At 59.2% G+C, this 20,440-nt stretch carries 21 protein-coding genes and 1 pseudogene; 13 read left to right on the top strand and 9 right to left on the bottom strand.

Translation table 11 applies throughout. The features are described from left to right. Window positions 1–215: 215 nt before the first annotated feature. Together AC3IYG_RS08915 and AC3IYG_RS08910 are read right to left on the bottom strand one after the other, a co-directional pair. A complete protein-coding gene (locus AC3IYG_RS08915; RefSeq protein ID WP_489313412.1) occupies window positions 216–410 on the bottom strand; it encodes a hypothetical protein in 195 nt (64 codons plus the stop codon). A 57-nt stretch (window positions 411–467) separates the two neighbouring features. Continuing rightward, window positions 468–1,688, bottom strand: coding sequence for an OmpP1/FadL family transporter (locus AC3IYG_RS08910; protein WP_489332171.1), 1,221 nt, complete (start codon window positions 1,686–1,688; stop codon window positions 468–470). Window positions 1,689–2,222: 534 nt separating this feature from the next. Here AC3IYG_RS08910 and AC3IYG_RS08905 point away from each other — a divergent pair. Next, window positions 2,223–2,984, top strand: coding sequence for a bestrophin-like domain (locus tag AC3IYG_RS08905; protein ID WP_489313411.1), 762 nt, complete (start codon window positions 2,223–2,225; stop codon window positions 2,982–2,984). A 59-nt stretch (window positions 2,985–3,043) separates the two neighbouring features. On the opposite strand, the gene AC3IYG_RS08900 is transcribed toward AC3IYG_RS08905, so the two are convergent. The 3 genes from AC3IYG_RS08900 to AC3IYG_RS08890 all read right to left on the bottom strand — a co-directional run bounded on the left by AC3IYG_RS08900 (window position 3,044) and on the right by AC3IYG_RS08890 (window position 5,061). Further along, window positions 3,044–3,364, bottom strand: a complete 321-nt coding sequence (locus AC3IYG_RS08900; RefSeq protein WP_489313410.1) for a hypothetical protein — start codon at window positions 3,362–3,364, stop codon at window positions 3,044–3,046. Between the two features lie 226 nt (window positions 3,365–3,590). Beyond that, a complete protein-coding gene (locus AC3IYG_RS08895; protein ID WP_489313409.1) occupies window positions 3,591–4,037 on the bottom strand; it encodes an SRPBCC family protein in 447 nt (148 codons plus the stop codon). 340 nt (window positions 4,038–4,377) lie between these two features. Next, a complete protein-coding gene (locus AC3IYG_RS08890; protein ID WP_489313408.1) occupies window positions 4,378–5,061 on the bottom strand; it encodes a winged helix-turn-helix transcriptional regulator in 684 nt (227 codons plus the stop codon). Between the two features lie 104 nt (window positions 5,062–5,165). Between AC3IYG_RS08890 and AC3IYG_RS08885 the strand changes: the two genes are divergently transcribed. The 9 genes from AC3IYG_RS08885 to AC3IYG_RS08845 all read left to right on the top strand — a co-directional run bounded on the left by AC3IYG_RS08885 (window position 5,166) and on the right by AC3IYG_RS08845 (window position 12,719). Continuing rightward, complete coding sequence (locus tag AC3IYG_RS08885; protein WP_489313407.1) at window positions 5,166–6,107, top strand: carbon-nitrogen hydrolase family protein; 942 nt, start codon at window positions 5,166–5,168, stop codon at window positions 6,105–6,107. Window positions 6,108–6,191: 84 nt separating this feature from the next. Further along, window positions 6,192–6,626 carry a GFA family protein gene (locus AC3IYG_RS08880; protein ID WP_489313406.1) on the top strand — a complete coding sequence of 145 codons (435 nt, stop codon included), beginning with the start codon at window positions 6,192–6,194 and terminating at the stop codon, window positions 6,624–6,626. A 538-nt stretch (window positions 6,627–7,164) separates the two neighbouring features. After that, on the top strand, window positions 7,165–7,869 hold the full coding sequence (locus AC3IYG_RS08875) for a GNAT family N-acetyltransferase (RefSeq protein ID WP_489313405.1): 705 nt from the start codon (window positions 7,165–7,167) through the stop codon (window positions 7,867–7,869). 74 nt (window positions 7,870–7,943) lie between these two features. After that, complete coding sequence (locus AC3IYG_RS08870; protein WP_489313404.1) at window positions 7,944–8,357, top strand: DUF1801 domain-containing protein; 414 nt, start codon at window positions 7,944–7,946, stop codon at window positions 8,355–8,357. 73 nt (window positions 8,358–8,430) lie between these two features. Continuing rightward, complete coding sequence (locus tag AC3IYG_RS08865) at window positions 8,431–8,832, top strand: hypothetical protein (RefSeq protein ID WP_489313403.1); 402 nt, start codon at window positions 8,431–8,433, stop codon at window positions 8,830–8,832. Between the two features lie 202 nt (window positions 8,833–9,034). Continuing rightward, window positions 9,035–9,907, top strand: a complete 873-nt coding sequence (locus tag AC3IYG_RS08860) for a GNAT family N-acetyltransferase (RefSeq protein WP_489313402.1) — start codon at window positions 9,035–9,037, stop codon at window positions 9,905–9,907. After that, window positions 9,907–10,800, top strand: a complete 894-nt coding sequence (gene puuE / locus AC3IYG_RS08855; protein WP_489313401.1) for an allantoinase PuuE — start codon at window positions 9,907–9,909, stop codon at window positions 10,798–10,800. Before AC3IYG_RS08860 ends, puuE begins: the two co-directional genes overlap by 1 nt. A gap of 624 nt (window positions 10,801–11,424) precedes the next feature. Then, the gene (locus AC3IYG_RS08850; protein WP_489313400.1) at window positions 11,425–12,180 is read left to right on the top strand and encodes an SDR family oxidoreductase; all 756 of its coding nucleotides are present in this window, start codon (window positions 11,425–11,427) and stop codon (window positions 12,178–12,180) included. Between the two features lie 128 nt (window positions 12,181–12,308). Next, on the top strand, window positions 12,309–12,719 hold the full coding sequence (locus tag AC3IYG_RS08845; protein ID WP_489313399.1) for a cupin domain-containing protein: 411 nt from the start codon (window positions 12,309–12,311) through the stop codon (window positions 12,717–12,719). Window positions 12,720–13,177: 458 nt separating this feature from the next. Here AC3IYG_RS08845 and AC3IYG_RS08840 read toward each other — a convergent pair whose 3' ends face one another. Then, window positions 13,178–14,380 (bottom strand): NAD(P)/FAD-dependent oxidoreductase, encoded by a 1,203-nt coding sequence (locus tag AC3IYG_RS08840; RefSeq protein ID WP_489313398.1) that lies wholly within the window; start codon window positions 14,378–14,380, stop codon window positions 13,178–13,180. A gap of 363 nt (window positions 14,381–14,743) precedes the next feature. On the opposite strand from AC3IYG_RS08840, the gene AC3IYG_RS08835 reads away from it, so the two are divergent. After that, on the top strand, window positions 14,744–15,316 hold the full coding sequence (locus AC3IYG_RS08835; RefSeq protein ID WP_489313397.1) for an RrF2 family transcriptional regulator: 573 nt from the start codon (window positions 14,744–14,746) through the stop codon (window positions 15,314–15,316). A 152-nt stretch (window positions 15,317–15,468) separates the two neighbouring features. Here the strand turns inward: AC3IYG_RS08835 and AC3IYG_RS08830 are convergent, their stop codons facing one another. Then, window positions 15,469–16,260, bottom strand: a complete 792-nt coding sequence (locus AC3IYG_RS08830) for a cysteine hydrolase family protein (RefSeq protein ID WP_489313396.1) — start codon at window positions 16,258–16,260, stop codon at window positions 15,469–15,471. A gap of 214 nt (window positions 16,261–16,474) precedes the next feature. Here AC3IYG_RS08830 and AC3IYG_RS08825 point away from each other — a divergent pair, with 214 nt between their 5' ends. After that, window positions 16,475–17,452: a GlxA family transcriptional regulator gene (locus AC3IYG_RS08825; protein ID WP_489313395.1), complete on the top strand. Its 978-nt coding sequence runs from the start codon at window positions 16,475–16,477 to the stop codon at window positions 17,450–17,452. 79 nt (window positions 17,453–17,531) lie between these two features. Here AC3IYG_RS08825 and AC3IYG_RS08820 read toward each other — a convergent pair whose 3' ends face one another. Further along, window positions 17,532–18,296 carry an alpha/beta hydrolase gene (locus AC3IYG_RS08820; protein WP_489313394.1) on the bottom strand — a complete coding sequence of 255 codons (765 nt, stop codon included), beginning with the start codon at window positions 18,294–18,296 and terminating at the stop codon, window positions 17,532–17,534. Between the two features lie 110 nt (window positions 18,297–18,406). Between AC3IYG_RS08820 and AC3IYG_RS08815 the strand changes: the two genes are divergently transcribed. After that, on the top strand, window positions 18,407–19,846 hold the full coding sequence (locus AC3IYG_RS08815; protein WP_489313393.1) for an HD domain-containing phosphohydrolase: 1,440 nt from the start codon (window positions 18,407–18,409) through the stop codon (window positions 19,844–19,846). Between the two features lie 151 nt (window positions 19,847–19,997). Here AC3IYG_RS08815 and AC3IYG_RS08810 read toward each other — a convergent pair. Then, window positions 19,998–20,310: pseudogene (locus AC3IYG_RS08810) on the bottom strand (LysR substrate-binding domain-containing protein); the annotation flags it as partial. Window positions 20,311–20,440 lie beyond the last annotated feature (130 nt).

Below are 20,440 nucleotides of genomic sequence, written 5' to 3'. Positions count from 1 at the left end.
CCCCTGTTCGCGCCGACTCGAGTGACCTGATATTTTTTGTTAAGACTGCGACTCCAGGCAGCGCTCTGTCAGGAAGGACCAAGGCAACCCTGACGATTGCCAATATGGACACTTGCGGTAGAAAGCTTCCGACCAGGAGCAACCGCTCGGAAAGAGGGGGTTCCTGTATGCGGACGTTGGCATCAGAACAACAACCAGATCGCTCAGTTGCCGGATCACTCCAACTGAGGAGTGATCCGGCAACTCTTGCGGTTACGGATCTCATTTTCCGAAGGCCGTTCTTTCACGAACTCAAACCGCGGCTCCCCCTCGCTGTACGTCACCAGCCATCCCCACTCCAACTCGGACTCATCCTGGCCAGGTTTCGGTGGCACAGCCCACCATGGTTCTTTGTTAACGATCTGGCGCATACCCCCTCCAGTTGATTATGTACGCCCAGGGAAAACCTACTACGCGGTGGCCAAACGTTAGAAATGCCAGCTCATATTCCCCGTCAGGACTTGAATCCAGGAATTGCTGAATTGCCCGGAAATGCGGTCGCCTGACAAGGACTTACTTTGATCAACCGGCATATCACCCAGCCAGACCGTGACCCAGCTGAGGTTCACGTCGGTGTCTTTATCCAACGCATAGGTAAGCCCGGCGGCCAGACGCCAGGATTCGCCCATAGGGACGGTGACTGTCCGGTTGCCGTCGGACACGGCCGTACTGTCATAGGCGACACCGAAATTCCATAGCGGCTTCGGCGCGGCCTGGTACTGCGCGCCAGCCAGAGAGGTGTCCACATCCACATAGATGTCGCCGAACTGCGACCAGTCCTGCCAGTTGACCGTGGCCAGGAGCGCCCATTGCCGATCGAGTTGCTGGTACAGGCTAAGGGCCGCAGTTTGCGGCACGCTCATCTCAAGCTTGGTGCTCAGGCCGTTCAGGCGATCCAGCGCCGGGCCGCTGCCTTTAACGTCGAGGCGGTCCTTGAAGTCCAGATCCACCTGGCTGGTGTAAGCCAGGCCAATCCGCGTGCCGGGTTGTGGGGCGTAAATCACGCCCAGGTTGGCGCCATAACCCCAGGTATTGTCCTCATACTTGAATTGCCCGTCGGCGCGATCAATCAAGCCGAACGGTGATCGATCAATCGCCGCCTGGGATTGCAGCATGCCGTACATGGCTTTCAACCCGACACCCAGCGACCACTCATCGTTGAAGCGATAGGCCACGCTGGGCACCAGCGACAAGCCGCCGAGGCTGGCGTTTTGAATGAAATAGCGCCCGGACCAGTCATTGTCGTAGTTGGCTGCCAGACCGAAGTCGCCATAAGAGCCAAAGCCGACACTCCACTGCTCATCCAATTGGTGGCTGATGAAGAAGCCGGCACCCGGCGTCGGTTCCAGCGCGTTTCCGCTGCCGCTGCCCGTCACGTTGGTTGTGGAGTCCCGGTCAAAGCTCAGGTCGCCGTAGAGCACCTGGGCGCCGGCGGTGATCTGGGTGCCATCCAGGTAGCTCATACCTGCCGGGTTGCTGGCGATGGTCGACGGCCCCTGCGCCCGCGCGGCGGCGCCGGCATTGGCCAGGCCGACATTATCGGTAGCGTACTCGTAAAGCATGATCCCGCCCGCGTGGGCCAGACCGCTGTTCAGGAGGGGGTAGATGGAGACACCGGGTAGAGGCAGCACGCGGAAAAATGACGACATGATCACTCCTTCACTCTTTCGTGAGTATCTCGAGGAGCGCGCACTACCTGTCCACCCGAAACATTAAACCCACCGTCAAGAGTAGGGTTGAATACAGAACTATCCAGTCAAGTCTGTCTTGCCGGCATGCAAAGCAATGCCCCAATCAGCGACACATCGTCCACATCGACTTTTGCTAACAGCTGATGCCGAGGGCGATGCCGATATCAATCGCGGCTTCATCGCCAGCCTCCCGAACGCACAAACCTAAGCACAGCAAGCGCGTAGCTGCCAACCACCTTCATCACCGGATGCGGCGACATGGCAATGGACCAAAGCCCAATATCCACGTGTCGCCTACTATCATGGTCTTGAGATGGGTCGAGTCAGGTTTCGTACCGCGCTGCCTGTATGAGGAGTCGCCATCTGCAAAGTCAGACCGTACGTCGCGGTGGTGGGTCATTCAGAGGCATCCCGATCATTTTCATCACGGCACATCACGGCGTCGGCGTTTGCGAGCAGGCGCTGACGACCACAAGGATGGAGGATTGACGCTTGAATCACCTCGTTATCACATTGATCGTGTTTATCTGTGTATTCGGCAGCGCGCTGCTTGGTTTGTATTTACGCGGGCTGTTGCCCGCACACCACCTGGGCGACGAATCTATCGGTGTCGTAAAACTGGCGACCGGTCTGATCGCGACAATGGCCGCGTTAGTGCTTGGCCTGCTGATCTCGTCGGCAAAAGGCACATTCGATACGGCAAGTAACGAGCTACTGCAGAATGCTGCGAATATCATCCAATTCGACCGCGTGTTGGCGAGATATGGACCGGAAACCGAAGAGATCCGCGCGTTGCTAAAGCGTAACTACGCCGGTGCGATCCAGATACTCGCGTCGGGCGATACGTCGCAGCTGGCGAGCCTCAACAACCCTGAGACAATCCACCGGGCTGAAGGCCTTCAGCGCAAGGTGGAGGAACTCGCCCCACGCAACGATGCACAGCGCGCACTCAAGGCGCACGCTCTACAGATTGTCGATGAAGTACTCGCTGCACGCTGGTTAACGCTGCTACAGGCGAAGGGCTCAATCCCGATATCGCTGCTGATAGTTCTGGTGGCGTGGCTATCCATTATCTTCGGCACGTTTGGCTTGTTCGCGCCCCACAACGGGACAATCATTGCCGCCTTGTTCATGTGCGCGCTATCGGCGTCCGGGGCGATTCTTCTCATTGAGGAAATGGCTACGCCGCTCGACGGCATGGTAAGAGTGTCGGTTGCGCCCATGCGCGACACGCTCGCGCACCTCGGCGAGTAGCTGCACCCGGCATTACCGACATGGACTACGCGGAGGTCAATCGTGCTCTCCATTATTAATTAAAGGCTACATGAACCACTGACAATACTGGCCGAAACAATATCGGCACCGTCACTCTGGATAGCCGACCAAATAATCACCCCGCTTTTCCCCTGAGGAACACCGCCACGAGCCTCAGTGGTCTCGCTCAACCCATCTGCATTAGTTAACGAAATAAAGTAGTTGCACTGATAATCCAAGTCCTCAGCCCCATCGGCTGCACACACCAGATTCCAAGTATTACCGTCTTTTGTCGGCCCCTCGCATTGAGCACTGGCATATACCGTAGCCCCCCAAAAACCACCAATTAGTGCAACAACGATGAGTTTAAAGCTCTTCATTGTGTTCACCTTTGTGATGTGAATTGAATTTGCTCGCCCTGAGAAATAAATGGCTATTGGCAGGGTACAGCCCAGTGGTTTGAGGCTAGTACAGCGGCTATTGATTCGCTCAACAGATCAGACCCAACCACAACCCATGGTGCTGAGCAGAACTACGGATGACAAGAGTCGACAACCCAAAGCTGACATTCGGAGTAAGAAAATAAATCGGTCCCCTTTTCCCCGATTACTCACGGATTTCAGGTTCAACGAGTTTTGCGAGCAACGCGAGTGATTCCTGCCACCCGAGATAGCACATTTCGACGGGTATTACATCGGGAATGCCTTCTTGCACCACGCTCAACTCGGTGCCGCAAGACACTGTTTTTAGAGATACCGTAGCTTGCATAATCCCTGGAAGATTGGGGTCATCGAATTTATCGGTGTAGCGGATTCGCTCGTTTAGTATGAGCTCCAGATACTCACCGCCAAAACTGTGGCTTTGCTCGGTGGTGAAGTTGGTGAAAGACATTTTGAAGGTGCCGCCTACCCTGGCCTCTATGTGATGAACCTTGCCAGTGAAGCCGTTCGGGGGAAGCCATTTGACCATCGCATCTGCGTTGAGGAATGCGCGATAGACCCGTTCTGGCGGTGCGCGCAAAACACGGTGAAGGTGGACAGTGTTAGTGGCCATGATCGTTCTCCTCATTCATTAGTGGATATCAACGTCTGGTTCAGCCGTGCTGCTGGATGCCTCTAGGCGCCCAACGATTAAGCTAAGGGGCCGCAGAACGCGGTCCCAGTGAGCGAAGCGAACGACTTGAGGGCAGGCCAGAAGGCACTGTGGTGGATAAACCAACAAGTCTGAAAATGCGTAACTCGTTTTGAATCTGCCCGATGCCAGTCCTATGGGCGAAACTACTTGTCACAAGACTGAACCGCCCCTGGTTCTGTAGATGCCTCATAGCATCCGAAAGAGGTCGAGAGCAGTTTGTCGACCGTGGGAGATGGTTTCACGATGGCAACCACCAGGGCTAGAGTGCAGCGCTCCGGGTACCGGCGAACGTGCTCGTGCCAAGCCAGCGCCACAGGCTTTGCGCATCCTGTGCTGTGCCGTCTACGCGCAAGTCTCGCGACTGCAGGACCTCCCGCGGTGTGCGGTCGCCAGTCCACACCTCGGTCAACGCGCGCACGCTAGAGTCCACGACGAGCGTCAGGTCGCGTCCGGGGTCGTCGCGGCACAGATCTGCCACGCCATGTTCGACCACGAGCCACCACGCTTGCTCGCCGGACCGCGCGTCGCGGAACCTGAAGTGGATGACCACCGGTCGGGGCGGGAACTCCTCGATGCGCGCGAACCGTCGCACGTCCCACATGAGCAGGCCCGCGTCGAGTTCGTCATCGCGAAGGCGACTGCCGATCCAGCGCGCCCCCCAATGGCCGAGCGCCATGATGATGGGGCGCAAATCCTCGCCCGCCTCGGTCAGGCTGTACTCCCAGACTTTGCCTGCGGCCGTGCGGTGCACGACACCGATATCTTCCAAATGGCGCAGCCGCTGTGCCAGCAGGCTGGTGGACATCCTTGGTACGCCGCGGTGCAGGTTATTGAAGCGTTTGCTGCCGCACAACAACTCGCGCACGACCAAAGGCGTCCAGCGCTCGCACAGTGCTTCAGCACCGCGCGCGACTGTGCAGAACTGACCGTAGCTATCTTCCATCGCTTGGACTCCGCAACTACAACGCTTCAGATTTTGGACTAGCCTCGCGAATTCGTCGCGCGCACGCTGAGGCCTTCGAAAACCAACCGCCACAGGAGAACGCCATGACGATGATTGCCATCATTCAGCGCCCACCAGTATTGCTCGATCGCAGCGCGACGATCGCCCGGGCCGTGCAATCGGTCGCTGAGGCTGCGGCGGCGGGAGCCTCGCTGATCGTTTTGCCCGAATCGTTCATTCCAGGTTACCCGTCATGGATCTGGCGGCTGGCGGCGGGAAGGGACGGGGCTGTAATGGGCCAGTTGCATGCGCGGCTGCTGGCCAACGCCGTCGATATCGCGAACGGTGACCTGAGCGAATTGTGCGAGACCGCCAGAGCTCACGCCGTGACGATCGTGTGCGGCATCAATGAATGCGACCGGCTCCATGGCGGCGGCACGCTCTACAACAGCGTAGTCGTCATCGGCGCGAACGGCGAAGTGCTCAACCGCCACCGCAAGCTGATGCCAACCAATCCCGAGCGCATGGTGCATGGCTTCGGTGATGCAACCGGGTTGCGCACGGTCGATACAGCGGTCGGCCGCGTTGGTGCGCTCATCTGCTGGGAAAACTACATGCCGCTGGCACGCTATTCACTGTATGCCCAAGGGGTGGAGATCTACGTCGCCCCCACGTACGACAGTGGCGACGGCTGGATCAGCACGATGCGCCACATTGCACTCGAAGGCCGCTGTTGGGTACTCGGCAGCGGCACCGTACTGCGCGGCAGCGACATCCCCGAGGATTTCCCGGCGCGTACGCAGCTGTTTCCCGATCCGGACGAATGGATCAACGACGGCGACTCGGTGGTGGTCGATCCCCAGGGCCGGCTCGTGGCCGGCCCGTTACGCAGGGAGGCCGGCATTCTGTATGCGGACATCGACGTCACACGCGTGGCGCCAGCGCGGCGGACGCTCGACGTCACCGGGCACTACGCGCGCCCGGACATTTTCGAACTGCAGGTGCGGCGCACGCCGGCGACAGCGGTGCGCTACATCGACGAGTGAAGCGAGGCAACGTCCAGGCGATCCATGCCATGCCCGGCGGCGGGGGCAGCGGTATCGCCTGACAACCGATCAAGGAGTCACTCCATGAGCAATGAACGGTCTTACAAGGGCAGCTGCTTTTGCGGTGCGGTCGAGTTCACAGTCAGCGGCGAGCCGGCCGCGATGGGCTATTGCCATTGCGCGTCGTGTCGGCATTGGTCAGCAGGGCCGGTCAATGCCTTCACCCTGTGGAAACCCGAGGCGGTGCAAGTGACTCGGGGTGCTGACAACATCGGCACATACAACAAGACACCACAGAGTTACCGCAAGTGGTGCAAGACTTGCGGCGGGCACATCTTCACCGAACACCCGGGAATGGGGCTCATCGACGTGTATGCCGCAGTCATCCCGGATCTCGCGTACTCGCCAGGCGTTCACGTCCACTATCAGGAGACCGTGCTACGCATCAAAGATGGGTTGCCCAAGCTGAAGGATGTCCCCAAGGAATTAGGGGGATCGGGCATCAGCATGGACGAATAGCGCTAACAAGCGCATTTCCATCGGATTAGGCGCATGGGCACTGTGTCAATCCCTGTAACGTGCGCGGCAACTCGCACGTTACCTGCTAACCATGCGCCGCTGAATGGCAGTCATTGCAAACGGAATAGGTCTAAAGCAGCTGTTGGTGAAGGGCGGCTTACGACCCAGGCCGTGTGAAAACGTGACGAGCCAAGGTTGACAAGGCGCAACGCAGCGAAGCGGAGCAACAGCCACAGGCCGGCCCGCAGGGCGAGCGCCAGCGAGTCAAACAGGCGAAAAAGCGCAGCTTACGAGTTGTAAATGAGCATTTTGAGCCTATTTTTAACGCCGTATAACCGAGTGCAGTAGTTTTCACACAGCCCGGGTCGATAGCAGTCGGTGGGTAGCGCGTCACGTGCATTGCCAACCTGAATACGTCATTTGGTTCCGGGGTTTGCATCGCCGTACGGCGCCATTGCAACAGCACGTTATGATGGCCGAGCCCGGTGCGAACCCTTCAAGTCAAGGGCAAGCCTCAACCCTCGGAGTCAGAAACTCGATGCCCAAGATCACCCACTATGAAACCCAGTGCCCCGAGCATATCAATAGCCAGATACTCCAGATGGTCGTCGACTATTTAACCGACATCAGCATGGTGGGTATCGCACCGAGCAACCTTCTGTACAACGTGTATCAATATGCTATCGGATACGAGGTTCATCTCTACCTGGAGGCTATCGGCGGGTCTAAAGGGATTCCTGTCGAATTGATCATAGCGACGGACGATGAGGACCCGTCGAAGGTAATCGGCTTTTTGCTGTATCTGCCGGTCAAGGACGATTCCGAGGCTTGCGGCGTGCTCTATATGGCTGTGCATGCAAGCCATCGGCGCCGTGGGGTCGCGCGCGCGATGGTGCAGGAGATGGTCGGCCGATACCCTCATGCCGAGCTGACTTGCACCGTTGGGAAGGTCCCCTGGTTTGAATCGATGGGGTTTCAGGTAGTGGGCGTGCGCAGTCCTCAGGTGCTAATGAATACCCGTGACCACAGTACTGACGGCTTGATGGGACTGCTGGATGTTGCACCGATCTACAGCTCGGTCGAGGTGCGGCAGATTCATACTTATCTCCTTCAAAAACACGGAAAGCGGGCGATGCACGATGCAGAAAAGCAGCGTGACCGGCATCTCGACCACATGACGCGTAACGCGAAGACTTTTGTGCGGGATCGCTTGGGAGAGACAGCATTGAAAGCCATCAGTTAGCGCTACTTAAGTTACGGGCGAGCGCCGACTACCATGACGAGGGCGACCACCATCATGAGGAAGGCGACAACACCATGAAGAGCGAGAGAGCCGGTTCAAAGGAAGCAGAGGAAGCAGAGGAAGGAGGCTCCGCCTCTCAACTGATCGCTGCGAGAATCAAGGAGCTGGGGGATTGGCGGGGCGAGACGCTCGCTCGGGTCCGAACGCTCATCAAGCAGGCCGACCCCGAAGTGGTCGAGGAATGGAAGTGGAGGGGGGTTCCGGTGTGGTCGCACGCCGGGATCATCTGCACCGGTGAGACGTACAAGAATGCCGTGAAGATGACCTTCGCCAAGGGCGCCTCGTTGGAGGACCCTTCAGGCCTCTTCAACTCCAGCCTCGAAGGCAATACCCGACGTGCCATTGACTTCCATGAGGGCGACAGGATTGATGAAAAAGCCTTGAAGGCGCTCATTCGCGCCGCCGTGGCACTCAATACGTCGGTGTGAGCGGCCGATCTCCTACTAACTCCTGGAAAACAAGCCCGTAGGCAGGATCGACTCAAGATCAATATCGGAGCCCATGACCTCCCCATTTCCTATCCGCCAACCCTGCCCGCCCGGAGTCTGCCTCTGCGGGCTCGAGCGACTGCAGGACACACCCGGGGCCGATCTGCGCGTCCTGCGCCTGACCCGCCAAGAGGAAAAGCGCCTGCTCGACCGACTGGAGAATATCGAGAGCCTGGCCGACCTCGAGCATATGCAGCGTCGGATGTTCGAGCAGTTAGGCATCCGCCTGGAAGTCGCCCCGAGCCTCAACGAAGTGCGCACCATGCGCGGCATCGGTATTCATATCGACGAACTGCCCGGACTCTGTCGCAAAACCCGTCAGTCGATCCCGGCGGCAATTCGCCGAGGGCTGGAGAAGCGACCGGAGATTGCTTACGAGCTGCTCAATGCCCGCGACCTCTTGCGCGATGCCTGAAGTGCACCTTGCCTGCGACGGCCTGGATCGATACTTGAGTTGACGCTATACCGAAAAGGTTCGGACTGGACAGATCCCCACGCGATAGCCGCCCGCTTACGTCGGTCGTCCAGTATTGGCTTTCCGGATTGCGCGCACCGTGATGTCCCTGCCCCCCCGGGATAGACCGCGCGCTCGACTGGCGACTGAGGAGAACACCGCAGTGTCGACTCACCTTGTGATACGCAACATGACCCGCTCCGAGCTGGACGAGCTCGTCGGCTGGGCTGCGCGCGAGGGTTGGAATCCCGGCCTTCACGATGCCGATCTGTTCTGGGCTACGGACCCTGATGCCTTTATCGCGGCGGACCTTGATGGCGAGTTGATTGGCGGCGGTGCCATCACCTCCTACAACGGCGAATTCGGCTTCATGGGCTTCTTCATCGTTCGGCCCGAATATCGCGGACGGGGTCTCGGCAATGCCCTCTGGCACGCCCGCCGCGAGCAGCTCCTCGCCCGCCTGCGCCCTGGTGCGAGCATCGGCATGGACGGCGTCTTCGCGATGCAGGGCTACTACGCCAACGGTGGCTTCGTCTTCTCCCATCGCAATATACGATTTCGTGCCGATATCCCCGAACGTCCAGCAACCTCGCTGATTGACGACCAAGACATCGTCCCGTTGGCTACCTTCCCGTTCGATCAGGTTCTCGATTACGACCGCACCTGCTTCCCGGCCTCGCGCCCGACCTTCCTGAGAGGGTGGATAGACCAACCCGATGCGCTCGCCCTGGGTTGCCGGCGCGAAGGCAGGCTGAGCGGATTTGGCGTGGTGCGGCGCTGCCGGGAAGGTTGCAAGATCGGCCCCTTGTTCACCGATGACAGCCTGGCGGCCAATGCCCTCTACTCGCACCTGGCCGGCTTCGCCGCGGGTGACCCGCTGTTCCTCGACGCCCCGGAGAACAACCCCGCCGCGATGGAACTCGTGCACCACCATGGGATGATCGAGGTCTTCGGCTGCGCGCGCATGTACCTCGGCCCTCCTCCGGCTCTCGCGCACGAACGTGTCTTCGGCGTCACCACCTTCGAGCTGGGCTGATGTCCGCCCGCGATCTCGTCGGTTACGGTGGTTGCCCACCCCACCCACGATGGCCGGGTGAGGCTCGCGTCGCGATTCAGTTCGTGCTCAACATCGAAGAGGGTGCGGAGTCGTCCATCCTCAATGGCGATGCCCAGTCAGAGGCCTATCTCCACGAGTTGCCGGGCCGCCCACCTCGCGTGGGAGAACGGGACTTGAGCGTCGAGGGCATGTATGAATACGGCTCGCGCGCAGGCGTGTGGCGCATTCTGGAGCTGTTCAGCGCCCGGGGCCTGCCCCTGACCGCCTTCGCCGTCGGCCAAGCACTGGAACTCAACCCGGAGATCGGCCATGCGCTTTGCGCTGCCGGCCATGAGGTCGCCGGGCATGGCTACCGCTGGCTGGACTATCGCGACATACCTGAAGACGAAGAGCGGCGCCATATCCGCCTTACCCTCGAGGTAATCGAACGGCTCTGCGGCAAACGCCCCATAGGTTGGTACACCGGACGGGTCAGCCAGAACACCCGTCGCCTGTTGCGCGAGGACGGCGGGTTTCTCTACAGCTCAGACGCCTACAACGATGACCTACCCTACTGGCTCCCAGGCTCGCCCGCACACCTGGTGATTCCGTACACGCTGGTCAACAACGACGCACGCTATCTACTGCCGAACGGCTTCTCTTCCGGGGAGGACTTCTTCCGGCTGCTCACGGATGCTTTCGACCTGCTGTGGCAGGAGGGCGCGCAACGCCCGAAGATGATGAGCGTCGGCCTGCATGGCAGGATCAGTGGTCATCCCGCCCGTGCAATGGCACTGGCGCGTTTTCTCGACTACGTGCAAGGCCACGACTCGGTGTGGATCTGCCGGCGGGAAGAGATTGCCAGACACTGGATAGCCGAATTCCCCGCCTAGGGGCGATGACAACATCACGCCGCCCTTTCCCTTGCGACCTTCGGCCGCAAGCTCGGATGGCCGTTCGACCGATATATTCTCGCAGCCGAACGTCTCCTCCGGATCCAGGCTGTGTGAAAACTACTGCGCTCGGTTATACGGCGTTGAAATCAGGCTCAGACTGCTCATTTACAGCTCGTAAACTGCGCTTTTTCGCCTGTTTGACTCGCTGGCGCTCGCCCTTCGGGCCAGCCTGTGGCTGTTACTCCGCTTCGCTGCGTTGCGCCTTGTCTAACCTTCGCTCGCTACGTTTTCACACAGCCTGGGCCAGAAGCGGACGTTCAGGTTGAAAAATATATCTTTCCCTTTTTCGCCTTTCTTTTTCCTCTCAGATCCCGCAACACGAAACCGGTAGACCAGAAAACCGACATGGCGGACCATGTCGAAACTCCATGATCAATGTCCTTGGCCGCCCCTGACGTGACAGTCAACACAAGTCACCGGCCATGCGGCGACGCAGAGCTGGCCAGCCCGACGTAGCGTCTGCCAACCCCTGCAACTGTGAGCGCCCGGCTTCCCCAGCCGGGTGCTCGTCCCACGCCGCCAAATGTCCCCCGCGGCGTCCATCCATAGGGAGGCACACACATGAAAATCGTAGTCATTGGAGGAACCGGCCTGATCGGAACCCAGCTCTGCGACAACCTGCGCGAACGGGGATATGAGGTCCTGGCAGCCTCACCGAACACTGGCGTCAATACCATTACCGGCGAAGGCCTCCAGGCGGCGCTGGCTGGCACCGAGGTTGTCGTCGACGTCGCGAACTCACCGTCATTCGAGGACGCCGCCGTCCTGGACTTCTTCGAGACATCCGGACGCAACCTGTTCGCCGCCGAGAAGGCTGCCGGGGTGAAACACCATGTCGCCCTGTCCGTCGTTGGCACGGAGCGGATGCTCAGCAGTGGCTACTTCCGGGCCAAGATGGCCCAGGAGAAGCTGATCAAGGACTCGGGAGTACCCTACTCGATCCTTCGGGCCACGCAATTCTTCGAGTTCATGGGCGCCATTGCCCATTCCGGCGTCGAGGGCAACAGCATTCGCCTGCCCGCGGCCGCACTGCAGCCGATCGCCTCGGCCGACGTCGCGGCGGCACTGACAAAGATCGCCGAGCAATCACCCACCAACCAGACGGTAGAGGTGGCTGGACCTGACCGGCTGCCGATCGCCTCGTTCGTCAAAGTCTACCTTCAACACAACGAAGATCCGCGGGAGGTAATCTCGGACGCCGAGGCCACTTACTTCGGTGCGCCGATCAACGACCAGTCACTGACCCCCGGCTCCAACCCGATCATCGGAGCGACCCACTTCGAGGCATGGCTCAAGAGCTCTGTCGCTCCGCGTTAGCGGGTAGACCGACGTAGTACCCGGCCGACAGGTGGCGACCGCACTCTAGGGGTCGCCACCTGCCAGCCCTCCACATCCCTATCGACGGAATCAGGCGTCTTCCGGGAACTCCAGATGAGGAGAGCCACATGCAAATCCATCACCTCTTCGCCCTGCTGCCTCTGTTGTGCACCGGGGTCGTCATGGCCGAGGAAAAGGCAGCCTCCGCGCCGCCCCCGACTGTCAATACAGTGATGATCAAAGCGCTTCCCGAGCACCCCGGAAAGGAAGTGCTGATGATCACGGTGGAGTATCCGCCCGGCGGGGCCGACCCGGTTCATCGTCACGACGCGCATGGTTTCATCTACGTACTCGAAGGCTCCGTCGTCATGGGCGTGGCCGGCGGCAAGGAGGTCACACTGACGCCCGGACAAAGCTTCCATGAAGGACCAAAAGACCTGCACACGGTTGGACGCAACGCCAGCCAGGAGAAGCCCGCCAAGTTTCTGGTCTTTCTCCTGAAGGATGTGAACAAGCCCGCAGTGATTCCAGTCAATTGACTGGAAAGAAGGGGTCAGGAGGATGCTCCGCCAAGCCATCTCGAGTTGCTGCAGTGTCCGCTACTCCGGGTTGAAAGCAGACAGTCTCAAACGTCCGTATATGGACTCCCCCTCCCCCCCGGCATCTTGAGTGCCAGGGTGAGGGGGAGTCCAACCCATTGCTTTCGGCCTATTGCGTTGAACACTCGATGGGGATTTTCGCCACAAGAAAATCCCCGCTCAAGATTGAAATCTGCGCGTGGTGTAGAGGCCGACTGACTCAGAATTCACGCAGTGACACCTGACTTGAGCATTTTCTAGCCGCAAAATGCCCCCGACGGATTTGAAGGGAGTTTTTCAACGCAGTAGGCCACTTGCGGACATCCACGCATAGCTCAGTGTTCCGTCTCGGATAGACAAGCCTCCATAAAAAAGAGCCCCAAGTGGGGCTCTCTGTCTTGCTTATCAAAATCGCGCCATTACGCAACAGGGATTAGCGGATCGGCAGCTGCAAGTGCCTCTACGCGGTTAGCGGCCGGAGGATAGATCCAGACCGTATTGATCTGCGTCTTCAGCTGCTTGGCCTCTTCCTTGAGCAGTTTGACTTGGCGATCCCAGCCCTCGGTAAAGACAGCGCCCCAAGCACCAAGATCCAGACAGGTAACGTACTTCGGCTGACTGTAAGGGATAGGATCAACCCCGAGCAGATCGGCCGCTACATTGTTACCGGTGTACCGACCCAGAGCGATGGCGTGCTGGCAGGACATTGCGGCGAAATTACCCAGGTCGTCCGTCGCCGCATAGGCCACATCACCCGCGGCGAAAACGTCGTTCTGACCGATGACCTTCAGGTTGCGGTCAACATGCAGCCGTCCCAGTGCATCGCGCTCCGCAGGCACATGCTCGGTCAGTGAACTCGCGCGGACGCCGACCGTCCAGATAACCGTTTTCGCTTCAATACGTTGCCCATCTGCCAGCGTGACACCGTCTGCGTCGACTGACGCAACAGACGAGTTCACCCGCCACTCAATCCCTAGCTCTTCGGATGCTTCAATGATGGCTGGTCTGATTCCCTCGCCCAGTGCCGCACCAATTTTGTTGCCTCGATCGACAACGATGACGTTGATGTCCGCATCATCGCCCAGGATGGCGCGCAACCGTGCCGGCATTTCAGTTGCAGTCTCGATTCCGGTGAAGCCACCTCCGGCCACAACAACCGTATTGCGGGCGGCCGACGCTGGCAGATCACGAAGGGACTTGATGTGGTTTTCGAGTCGGGTCGCTTCTTCAATTTGATCGACGTCGAATGCATGCTCAGCGACACCCGCCAGATTAGGACGAACACCGCGGCTACCGGTCGCCATCACCAGGCGATCGTAGGTGATTGCCGATTTCAGCCCTTGAGCGTTGGTGTACACAACGCGCTTTCCGGCCACATCGATCTCATCAGCTGCGCCTTGGATGAACTCCACGCCCACTGCGTCGAACAGATCACCCAGCGGGGCTTTCATCTGGTGAACATCCGTTTCGTAGAAGCGAGGGCGAATGCGCAGCTCGGCTTGAGGCGCCAGGACGGTAATCGCAATGTCCAAGCGACCATGCTTATCCAGCAACCGGGCAGCGCTCAACGCGCTCCAGACACCACCAAAACCTGCACCGACGATCAAAATTTGCTGTTTCATTTTTTGCTCCACATAAGGAAAAGACCCTTGTTTCACGGGTATTCACAGGCTTTGGCGTTTGCAATCCTGCGCTGTGGCTGGAAACAAACTGCTGCTTGGTGGAAGTCAGTGAACACCGAATAACTACGACTATAATGATCGTAGTTTTGCGATGCAAGCCCTTTTCCTCATATCGATAACGCACTCGCAACGAAGCGCTGGGCTGAGATGGCTATATAACGCCATTTTTCGATACTTTTAGGGAAAAATTGAGTAAGCCAATGCACCGTAAAACCTGACGGCCGGTAGCCTTAGCGGCGTATTCGTTCGCCACTTGTCGATTGTTTTTGCTAATATTTACGACAAATTTAGTCGGAGATAACCATGTCCCTATATAGCGCAGGGGTCGAGTACGGAATCCACTGCCTTATTTTCCTGGTGGATGAACTGGGAGAAAGTCGTGAGGCGAGCGTGCGCGATTTGGCGGATCTCCAAGGCGTTCCCCATGAGTATTTGGCGAAGGTGTTTACCAAGTTGGCTAAAGCCAAGTTGGTCGTTGCAACGGAAGGGGTACGCGGAGGCTTTAAGCTGGCCAGGCCTTCAGATGAAATCACGGTGCTGGATATCGTTACCGCTATCGATGGCCGAAAATCCATCTTCGATTGTCGCGAGGTGAGAGAGCGCTGTGCCTTGTTTGACGGCTCGCCACCCGCCTGGGCTTTGGCCGGCACATGCGCGGTACACGGAGTGATGGTGACCGCGCAGAAGCGAATGGAAGAAGCGTTGGCCCAACAGACCATTCTTGATCTCGCCAGGCGAGTTGGACGAAAAGCACCACCGACTTTTGCGGCGCAAGTGGGCAACTGGATGAGCGACCGTCGGGACAGTAAAACTGGAGCCGGTTCGTTACTGCCCGACAACCAAGAGGTCATTCCAGTCGTTGACATATCTGAGTGACCGCTACGAAAGAATCGCGGCCGGAGAAGGCCGCCTGGATTTGTCGAGGTCTTGAGCATAATGGGCAGCACTGCGCCAATCAGAACCAGCTTGACCAGCACGGGAGCAACAAGGGCTCCCATGCCTGGTTGGGAAATTGGTCCTACCCGCGGTTAGCGCCCTTCCAGCTTTTTCACTACCTCATCGGTAGTCAGCAGACCGTTGGCGATGTAGCGGAAGTCAACCAGTGCGCTACCGTATCCATCGCCGTCAGGAAGCTTCGGGCCGGCGACGGCGTCACGTACGACCACCACCTCGAAACCGCGCTCCAGAAACTCGCGAAGGTGCGATTCGACGCACAGGTTGGAGGCCATGCCGGCAAGGATGATCTTGTCGACCCGCTGCTTATGCAGCTGCAGCATCAGGTCGTTGCTTTGGGGGCCATACAACTTGTGCGGTGATGCGACGATGGTCTTGCCGTCTTCGATGAAGGGCTTGAACTCCTGCATAAAGTCGGCACCCGAGTTACGGAATCCATCCAGCGTCAAGGCGCCCTTGCGATCGAAGAGACCAAGCTTGTGCTGAACGGTCTCCGCCGGCGCCTCGTACTCCCATTTATGATCGTGGGGATAGTAGTAGTGCGGCGAGATGGCTACGGTCGTTCCGGCCTTCTTGGACGCCGCGAAAAGCCGGCGCAGATTCGGGACCAGGTTTTGCTCGGTAACGCTCTGACCGAAGACCGGCCAGCCTGCACCCTCGGGGCTCATGAAGTCGATCTGTGGGTCGATCACGACCAGAGCGGTTCGACTTAGATCCCATTGAAAAGTGGAGGCCGGGAGCGCGGGCTTGGCCGGATCGGCATAGGGGTTCTCGGCGGCGAAGCTGATGCCAGGCGCCATCAGGATGGCCCCCAACAAGGTGGCGTAGGAGATCATTCTCTTGGGGTAAGTTCTGTTGAAGGTCATCTGCATGTCCTCGAAGTGGGGAGGCATCTACGGTATGGCGAGACGAAGGTCCGAAAAGGACATTTATCCTTAGATTCCCGCCGACAGGCGCAGCCTCCTTGAGTGAGGAGGCCGCGCCATCAGGCAAGGGCCGAGCACCGTTGTTGCACCTGTTGACCTTCCAAATGGGAGGGGCATCTAATGACTCTTCTGCCAGGCTTTGGGCGTTCCAGTCATGCCGCGTCACGTTTGCTTCTTGGTCTACTCGGGCTTCGTATTGCTGGATCTGAGTGGCCCGCTCGAAGCCTTCTCCAACGCCAATCTTGCTCGCTCTTCGGGCTATCGATTCACGTTCGCTTCGCTTGAGGGCGGATTGATCCAGGCCTCAGGCGGGTTACAGATCGCGACCGAAGCATTGCACGTTGTCGACCGCCTCGACACGCTCATCATCGTCGGCGCGCCAGCCGTTCCGATCGGTGACTGGATGATGCCGATGGCAGCTGCCATCCGGCATATGTCCTTGCGCTCTCGCCGCACTGCCAGCGTCTGTACGGGCGCCTTCGTGCTGGCCGAGAGCGGCCTGCTCGACGGTCGTGTCGCGACCACGCATTGGAACTACGCGCCGCAATTACAAGCACGCTATCCGTCGCTGCGCGTGGACGGAGATCGAATCTGGACCGAAGATGGGAATGTCTGGACGTCCGCAGGTATGTCGGCTGGCATCGACATGGCCTTGGCCATGATCGAGCAGGACCTGGGCAAGGAGGTGGCGCGCTCCGTCGCGCGCATGCTGGTTGTCTACTATCGGCGACCAGGTGGTCAGTATCAGTTCTCTTCGCTGCTGGATTTCGACCCTGGCTCAGATCGCATCCGCACGGTGCTGAGCTATGCGCGCGATCATCTACGTGATGATCTGTCAGTTGAACGCTTAGCAGACGTCGCACATATGAGCGTACGCCAGTTTGGCCGCGTGTTCGCGGCATCTATCGGGGTGACGCCGGCGAAAGCTATCGAGCGCCTTCGTATCGAGACAGCGAGGCCGCTGGTTGAGGACGGACACCAAACGTTCGAGGAGATCGCCAGGGGCTTCGGATTCGGCGATGCCGATCACATGCTTCGCTGCTTCGTGCGAGTCGTTGGGCGGACGCCACAAGAACTGCGCCGCAGCGCCCGCCAGGCCAAAGGCGATGGCTGGTCCGGGAGAAAGGTTTAGCCAATCGGTGCGGCCACCGGTTGAATCCAAAGTATTTTGCCGCCCATGTGGCTGCGACGTTGCGTCAGCCACGGCTGGGTTAGTCCTGGGTCTTGTGGACCGCCTGGATGATGACCTTGGCCACATCGGCCGGGCGAGACTGCTGCGGCACATGGCTGGCTTCGATTTCAGTGACCTGTGCGCCGATTTTCTTGGCGAATGCGCGCTGCAAATCGGGCTGGATCATCCGATCTTCGCGGGCGACAACGAACCAGCTCGGCTTATTCTTCCAGGCCGCTGCAGTGGTTTTATCATCGAATGCAGACGCACGGATCGGCCCTTGTGTCGCGGCCATGACAGCGACTTGCTCCGCGGGAAGGTCTTGAGCGAAGCCGGTGGCCATGCCTTTGGGCGTCATGTATAGGTAGCCGTTGTTGTCAGGCGCGATTTCGCTCACGCCGGACGGGGCGGGGTAGTCCTTGCCCAGCTCTTTGCTGGCTTGACCCGCATCAGGAGCGAAGGCGGCGACATACACCAGGCCCCGAACTTTTTTGTCAGTGCCGGCCTGACTGATCACGGTGCCCCCCCAGGAGTGCCCAACCAGCACGACGTCGCTGTCCTGGTTGTTCAAGACCCGCTGTGTAGCCGCCACGTCGTCGGCCAGCGAGGTCAGGGGGTTTTGCACCACGGTGACCTTGATGCCTTCGGCCTGCAACAAAGGTACTACCTTGGCCCAGTCGGAGCCGTCTGCAAAGGCACCGTGCACAATCACCACCGACGGTTGCGGGGTGGACGCGTAGCTGCCCACGGCGAAGAGTGAAGTCGTCATGGCGAGTGCGAGGGCGAGAGCCTTGGGTTTGAACATGGTGAGATCTCCTGTGGTTGGTGAGATCCAGTTTCAGAGACTCTCGGCTGTTCGGGTATCGGTCGTTTATCCGAGGCCAGCAATATTTAGGCGGGTATATGGAGAGCGATATGCTGGAGAGTGACTGCATCGAACTGGAGGGAGCGATCCTGGCGTTGTCCATGGTGGGCGACCTGAGCATGGGGCAGCCCTTCGACCAGTCACGCCGCACGGCGCGCCTGGTCCAGTTACTCGCACAGTCCTGCAATGGCGTGGGTGAACACACAGAAGTCGCGCGGCAAGTGGCCTTGCTACGCTGGTCGGGTTGTACCGCCAATGCCGAGGGATTTACCCGCCTTCTTGGTGATGATGTTGAGGGCCGCAACGCCATGCTCAGCCAGACGTTAGGCACGGCTGGCCTGCGTGCCATGCGTAAGTCCGCGCCTTTGGCGGTGGTGCATTGCGAGGTTTCGGGGGACATCGCTCATACACTTGGCTTAAGCGCGCCGGTCGAACTGGGACTGCGGCATGTGTTCGAGCAGTTCGACGGTGAAGGCAAACCCTTTGGTTTGCGACATCCCGAGGTACCTGAAGTGGTTTATCAGGTCATGCTGGCCGGTGATCTGGAAATACTCTCCCGGGTTCACGGACTGGACGCTGCACTGGAATGGATAGCGACCAAGGGCAATCGACGCTATCCGGCATCGCTGGCCGCTGAGCTCTCGCGAAACGCCAAAGACTGGCTGGAAGCATTACGTGCACCAGAGGCTCCCGGCTCAGAGGCTCGCGAGGACAGGAAAATGGTGCCGCTCACTCTAGTAGGAGATGTGATCGACCTGAAATTACCCTGGCTAGCGGGCTACTCACGTCGGTCGGCCGAACTTGTGCGGGAAGCCGCCAGACTCTGGGGCCTGCCGGAGCAGTCAGCCGAGCACGCAGGGAAAGCAGCATTGATCCATGGCATCGGTCGAGCAGCGGTACCCAACCGAATCTGGAACACGGCAGACGCATTACTGAGTGGCGATCTTGAACAAATACGACTGGTGCCCTACTGGACGTCACGCGCGTGTAGCCAGATACCCGAACTGGCAGCACCAGGTCGACTGGCTGCCAACGCTTACGAACGACTGGATGGCAGCGGCTACTTCCGGGGGCTTGATGGCGATGCCCTTCCACCCGAGCAGCGCTTACTGGCGGCAGCTCTGACATGGCAGGCGCTGCGCTCTGATCGCCCCTGGCGACCGGCCTTCAACGAGCATGACGCGGGGCAGCTATTGCTCGACGAAGCGGCTCAAGGTCGTTTCGACTCTAGGGCCTGCCAGGCGGTCATCGCTGCAGCTCGCGGCGAGAGCGCTGTAGCGCCATGCCGAGTGAACAGCAGCCCATTGACCGACCGTGAGACGCAAATCCTGCAGCGCATCAGCATGGGCGGGAGCAACAAAGAGGTGGCACGCCAGCTCGGCATCAGCCCGAGTACGGTGCGCACCCACGTCGAGAGTGTATTCCGCAAATTGCAGTGCACCACCCGTGCTGCTGCGACACTGAAGGCGCTGACCCTGGGGTTCATATGAGCATCAGATGGGGATATGAGGCGTCGACAGGGATTTGGACTGGAACCCAAGCTTGATAGTGAATCGGCCTAGGTTTGGTAGACATTCATCACCGACAGAGAACGGCCAACCACGGCGTAATGCCGGAGCGCTTCGCCGTACTTGCAACGCTTTAATGGCGGTCGGTGACAGGTGCGTGTTGTGCCATCAGCTCAGCGACCCAATCGATGAACACGCGTAGTTTAGGACTGACGTGCCGGCTCGGCGGGAACGCTACGTACATCGGCATCGGATCGACCCGCCAGCTTTCGAAAAGAGGCACCAACTCGCCACGCGCCAGGTGATCCTTGGATCATGTAGTCCGGTAGCCAAAGAACACCTAGGCCGGCCAAGCCGGCCGCGAGGTAGGCATTTCCGTCGTCGACCGCGAGCACGTAGCGGCCGAGCACGTTGACGTTCTCACCGTTGCAGCGCATGGCGTAACTACCTGTCTCCACCACGCGAGCAAATGCCTGCATCGCATCAAAACGGTCCATCTCTGCTCCAGATACTCGGGGATTGTTTGGATTTTACGAATAGTGATGGTTGGACTCGCGAGTTTATCCAGGGGCACGC

The organism is Pseudomonas sp. KH_027 (genome assembly GCF_057838565.1).
Note: the sequence above shows the minus strand (reverse complement) of the source record. Positions and strands in the feature narration are given on the sequence as shown.

Bases quoted from the DNA above. Each gene is read 5' to 3' on its own strand.
- AC3IYG_RS08915 (WP_489313412.1), bottom strand. From the start codon at position 410: ATGCGCCAGATCGTTAACAAAGAACCATGGTGGGCTGTGCCACCGAAA.
- AC3IYG_RS08910 (WP_489332171.1), bottom strand. From the start codon at position 1,688: ATGTCGTCATTTTTCCGCGTGCTGCCTCTACCCGGTGTCTCCATCTAC.
- AC3IYG_RS08900 (WP_489313410.1), bottom strand. From the start codon at position 3,364: ATGAAGAGCTTTAAACTCATCGTTGTTGCACTAATTGGTGGTTTTTGG.
- AC3IYG_RS08895 (WP_489313409.1), bottom strand. From the start codon at position 4,037: ATGGCCACTAACACTGTCCACCTTCACCGTGTTTTGCGCGCACCGCCA.
- AC3IYG_RS08890 (WP_489313408.1), bottom strand. From the start codon at position 5,061: ATGGAAGATAGCTACGGTCAGTTCTGCACAGTCGCGCGCGGTGCTGAA.
- AC3IYG_RS08885 (WP_489313407.1), top strand. From the start codon at position 5,166: ATGACGATGATTGCCATCATTCAGCGCCCACCAGTATTGCTCGATCGC.
- AC3IYG_RS08880 (WP_489313406.1), top strand. From the start codon at position 6,192: ATGAGCAATGAACGGTCTTACAAGGGCAGCTGCTTTTGCGGTGCGGTC.
- AC3IYG_RS08875 (WP_489313405.1), top strand. From the start codon at position 7,165: ATGCCCAAGATCACCCACTATGAAACCCAGTGCCCCGAGCATATCAAT.
- AC3IYG_RS08870 (WP_489313404.1), top strand. From the start codon at position 7,944: ATGAAGAGCGAGAGAGCCGGTTCAAAGGAAGCAGAGGAAGCAGAGGAA.
- AC3IYG_RS08865 (WP_489313403.1), top strand. From the start codon at position 8,431: ATGACCTCCCCATTTCCTATCCGCCAACCCTGCCCGCCCGGAGTCTGC.
- puuE (WP_489313401.1), top strand. From the start codon at position 9,907: ATGTCCGCCCGCGATCTCGTCGGTTACGGTGGTTGCCCACCCCACCCA.
- AC3IYG_RS08850 (WP_489313400.1), top strand. From the start codon at position 11,425: ATGAAAATCGTAGTCATTGGAGGAACCGGCCTGATCGGAACCCAGCTC.
- AC3IYG_RS08845 (WP_489313399.1), top strand. From the start codon at position 12,309: ATGCAAATCCATCACCTCTTCGCCCTGCTGCCTCTGTTGTGCACCGGG.
- AC3IYG_RS08840 (WP_489313398.1), bottom strand. From the start codon at position 14,380: ATGAAACAGCAAATTTTGATCGTCGGTGCAGGTTTTGGTGGTGTCTGG.
- AC3IYG_RS08835 (WP_489313397.1), top strand. From the start codon at position 14,744: ATGTCCCTATATAGCGCAGGGGTCGAGTACGGAATCCACTGCCTTATT.
- AC3IYG_RS08830 (WP_489313396.1), bottom strand. From the start codon at position 16,260: ATGACCTTCAACAGAACTTACCCCAAGAGAATGATCTCCTACGCCACC.
- AC3IYG_RS08825 (WP_489313395.1), top strand. From the start codon at position 16,475: ATGCCGCGTCACGTTTGCTTCTTGGTCTACTCGGGCTTCGTATTGCTG.
- AC3IYG_RS08820 (WP_489313394.1), bottom strand. From the start codon at position 18,296: ATGTTCAAACCCAAGGCTCTCGCCCTCGCACTCGCCATGACGACTTCA.
- AC3IYG_RS08815 (WP_489313393.1), top strand. From the start codon at position 18,407: ATGCTGGAGAGTGACTGCATCGAACTGGAGGGAGCGATCCTGGCGTTG.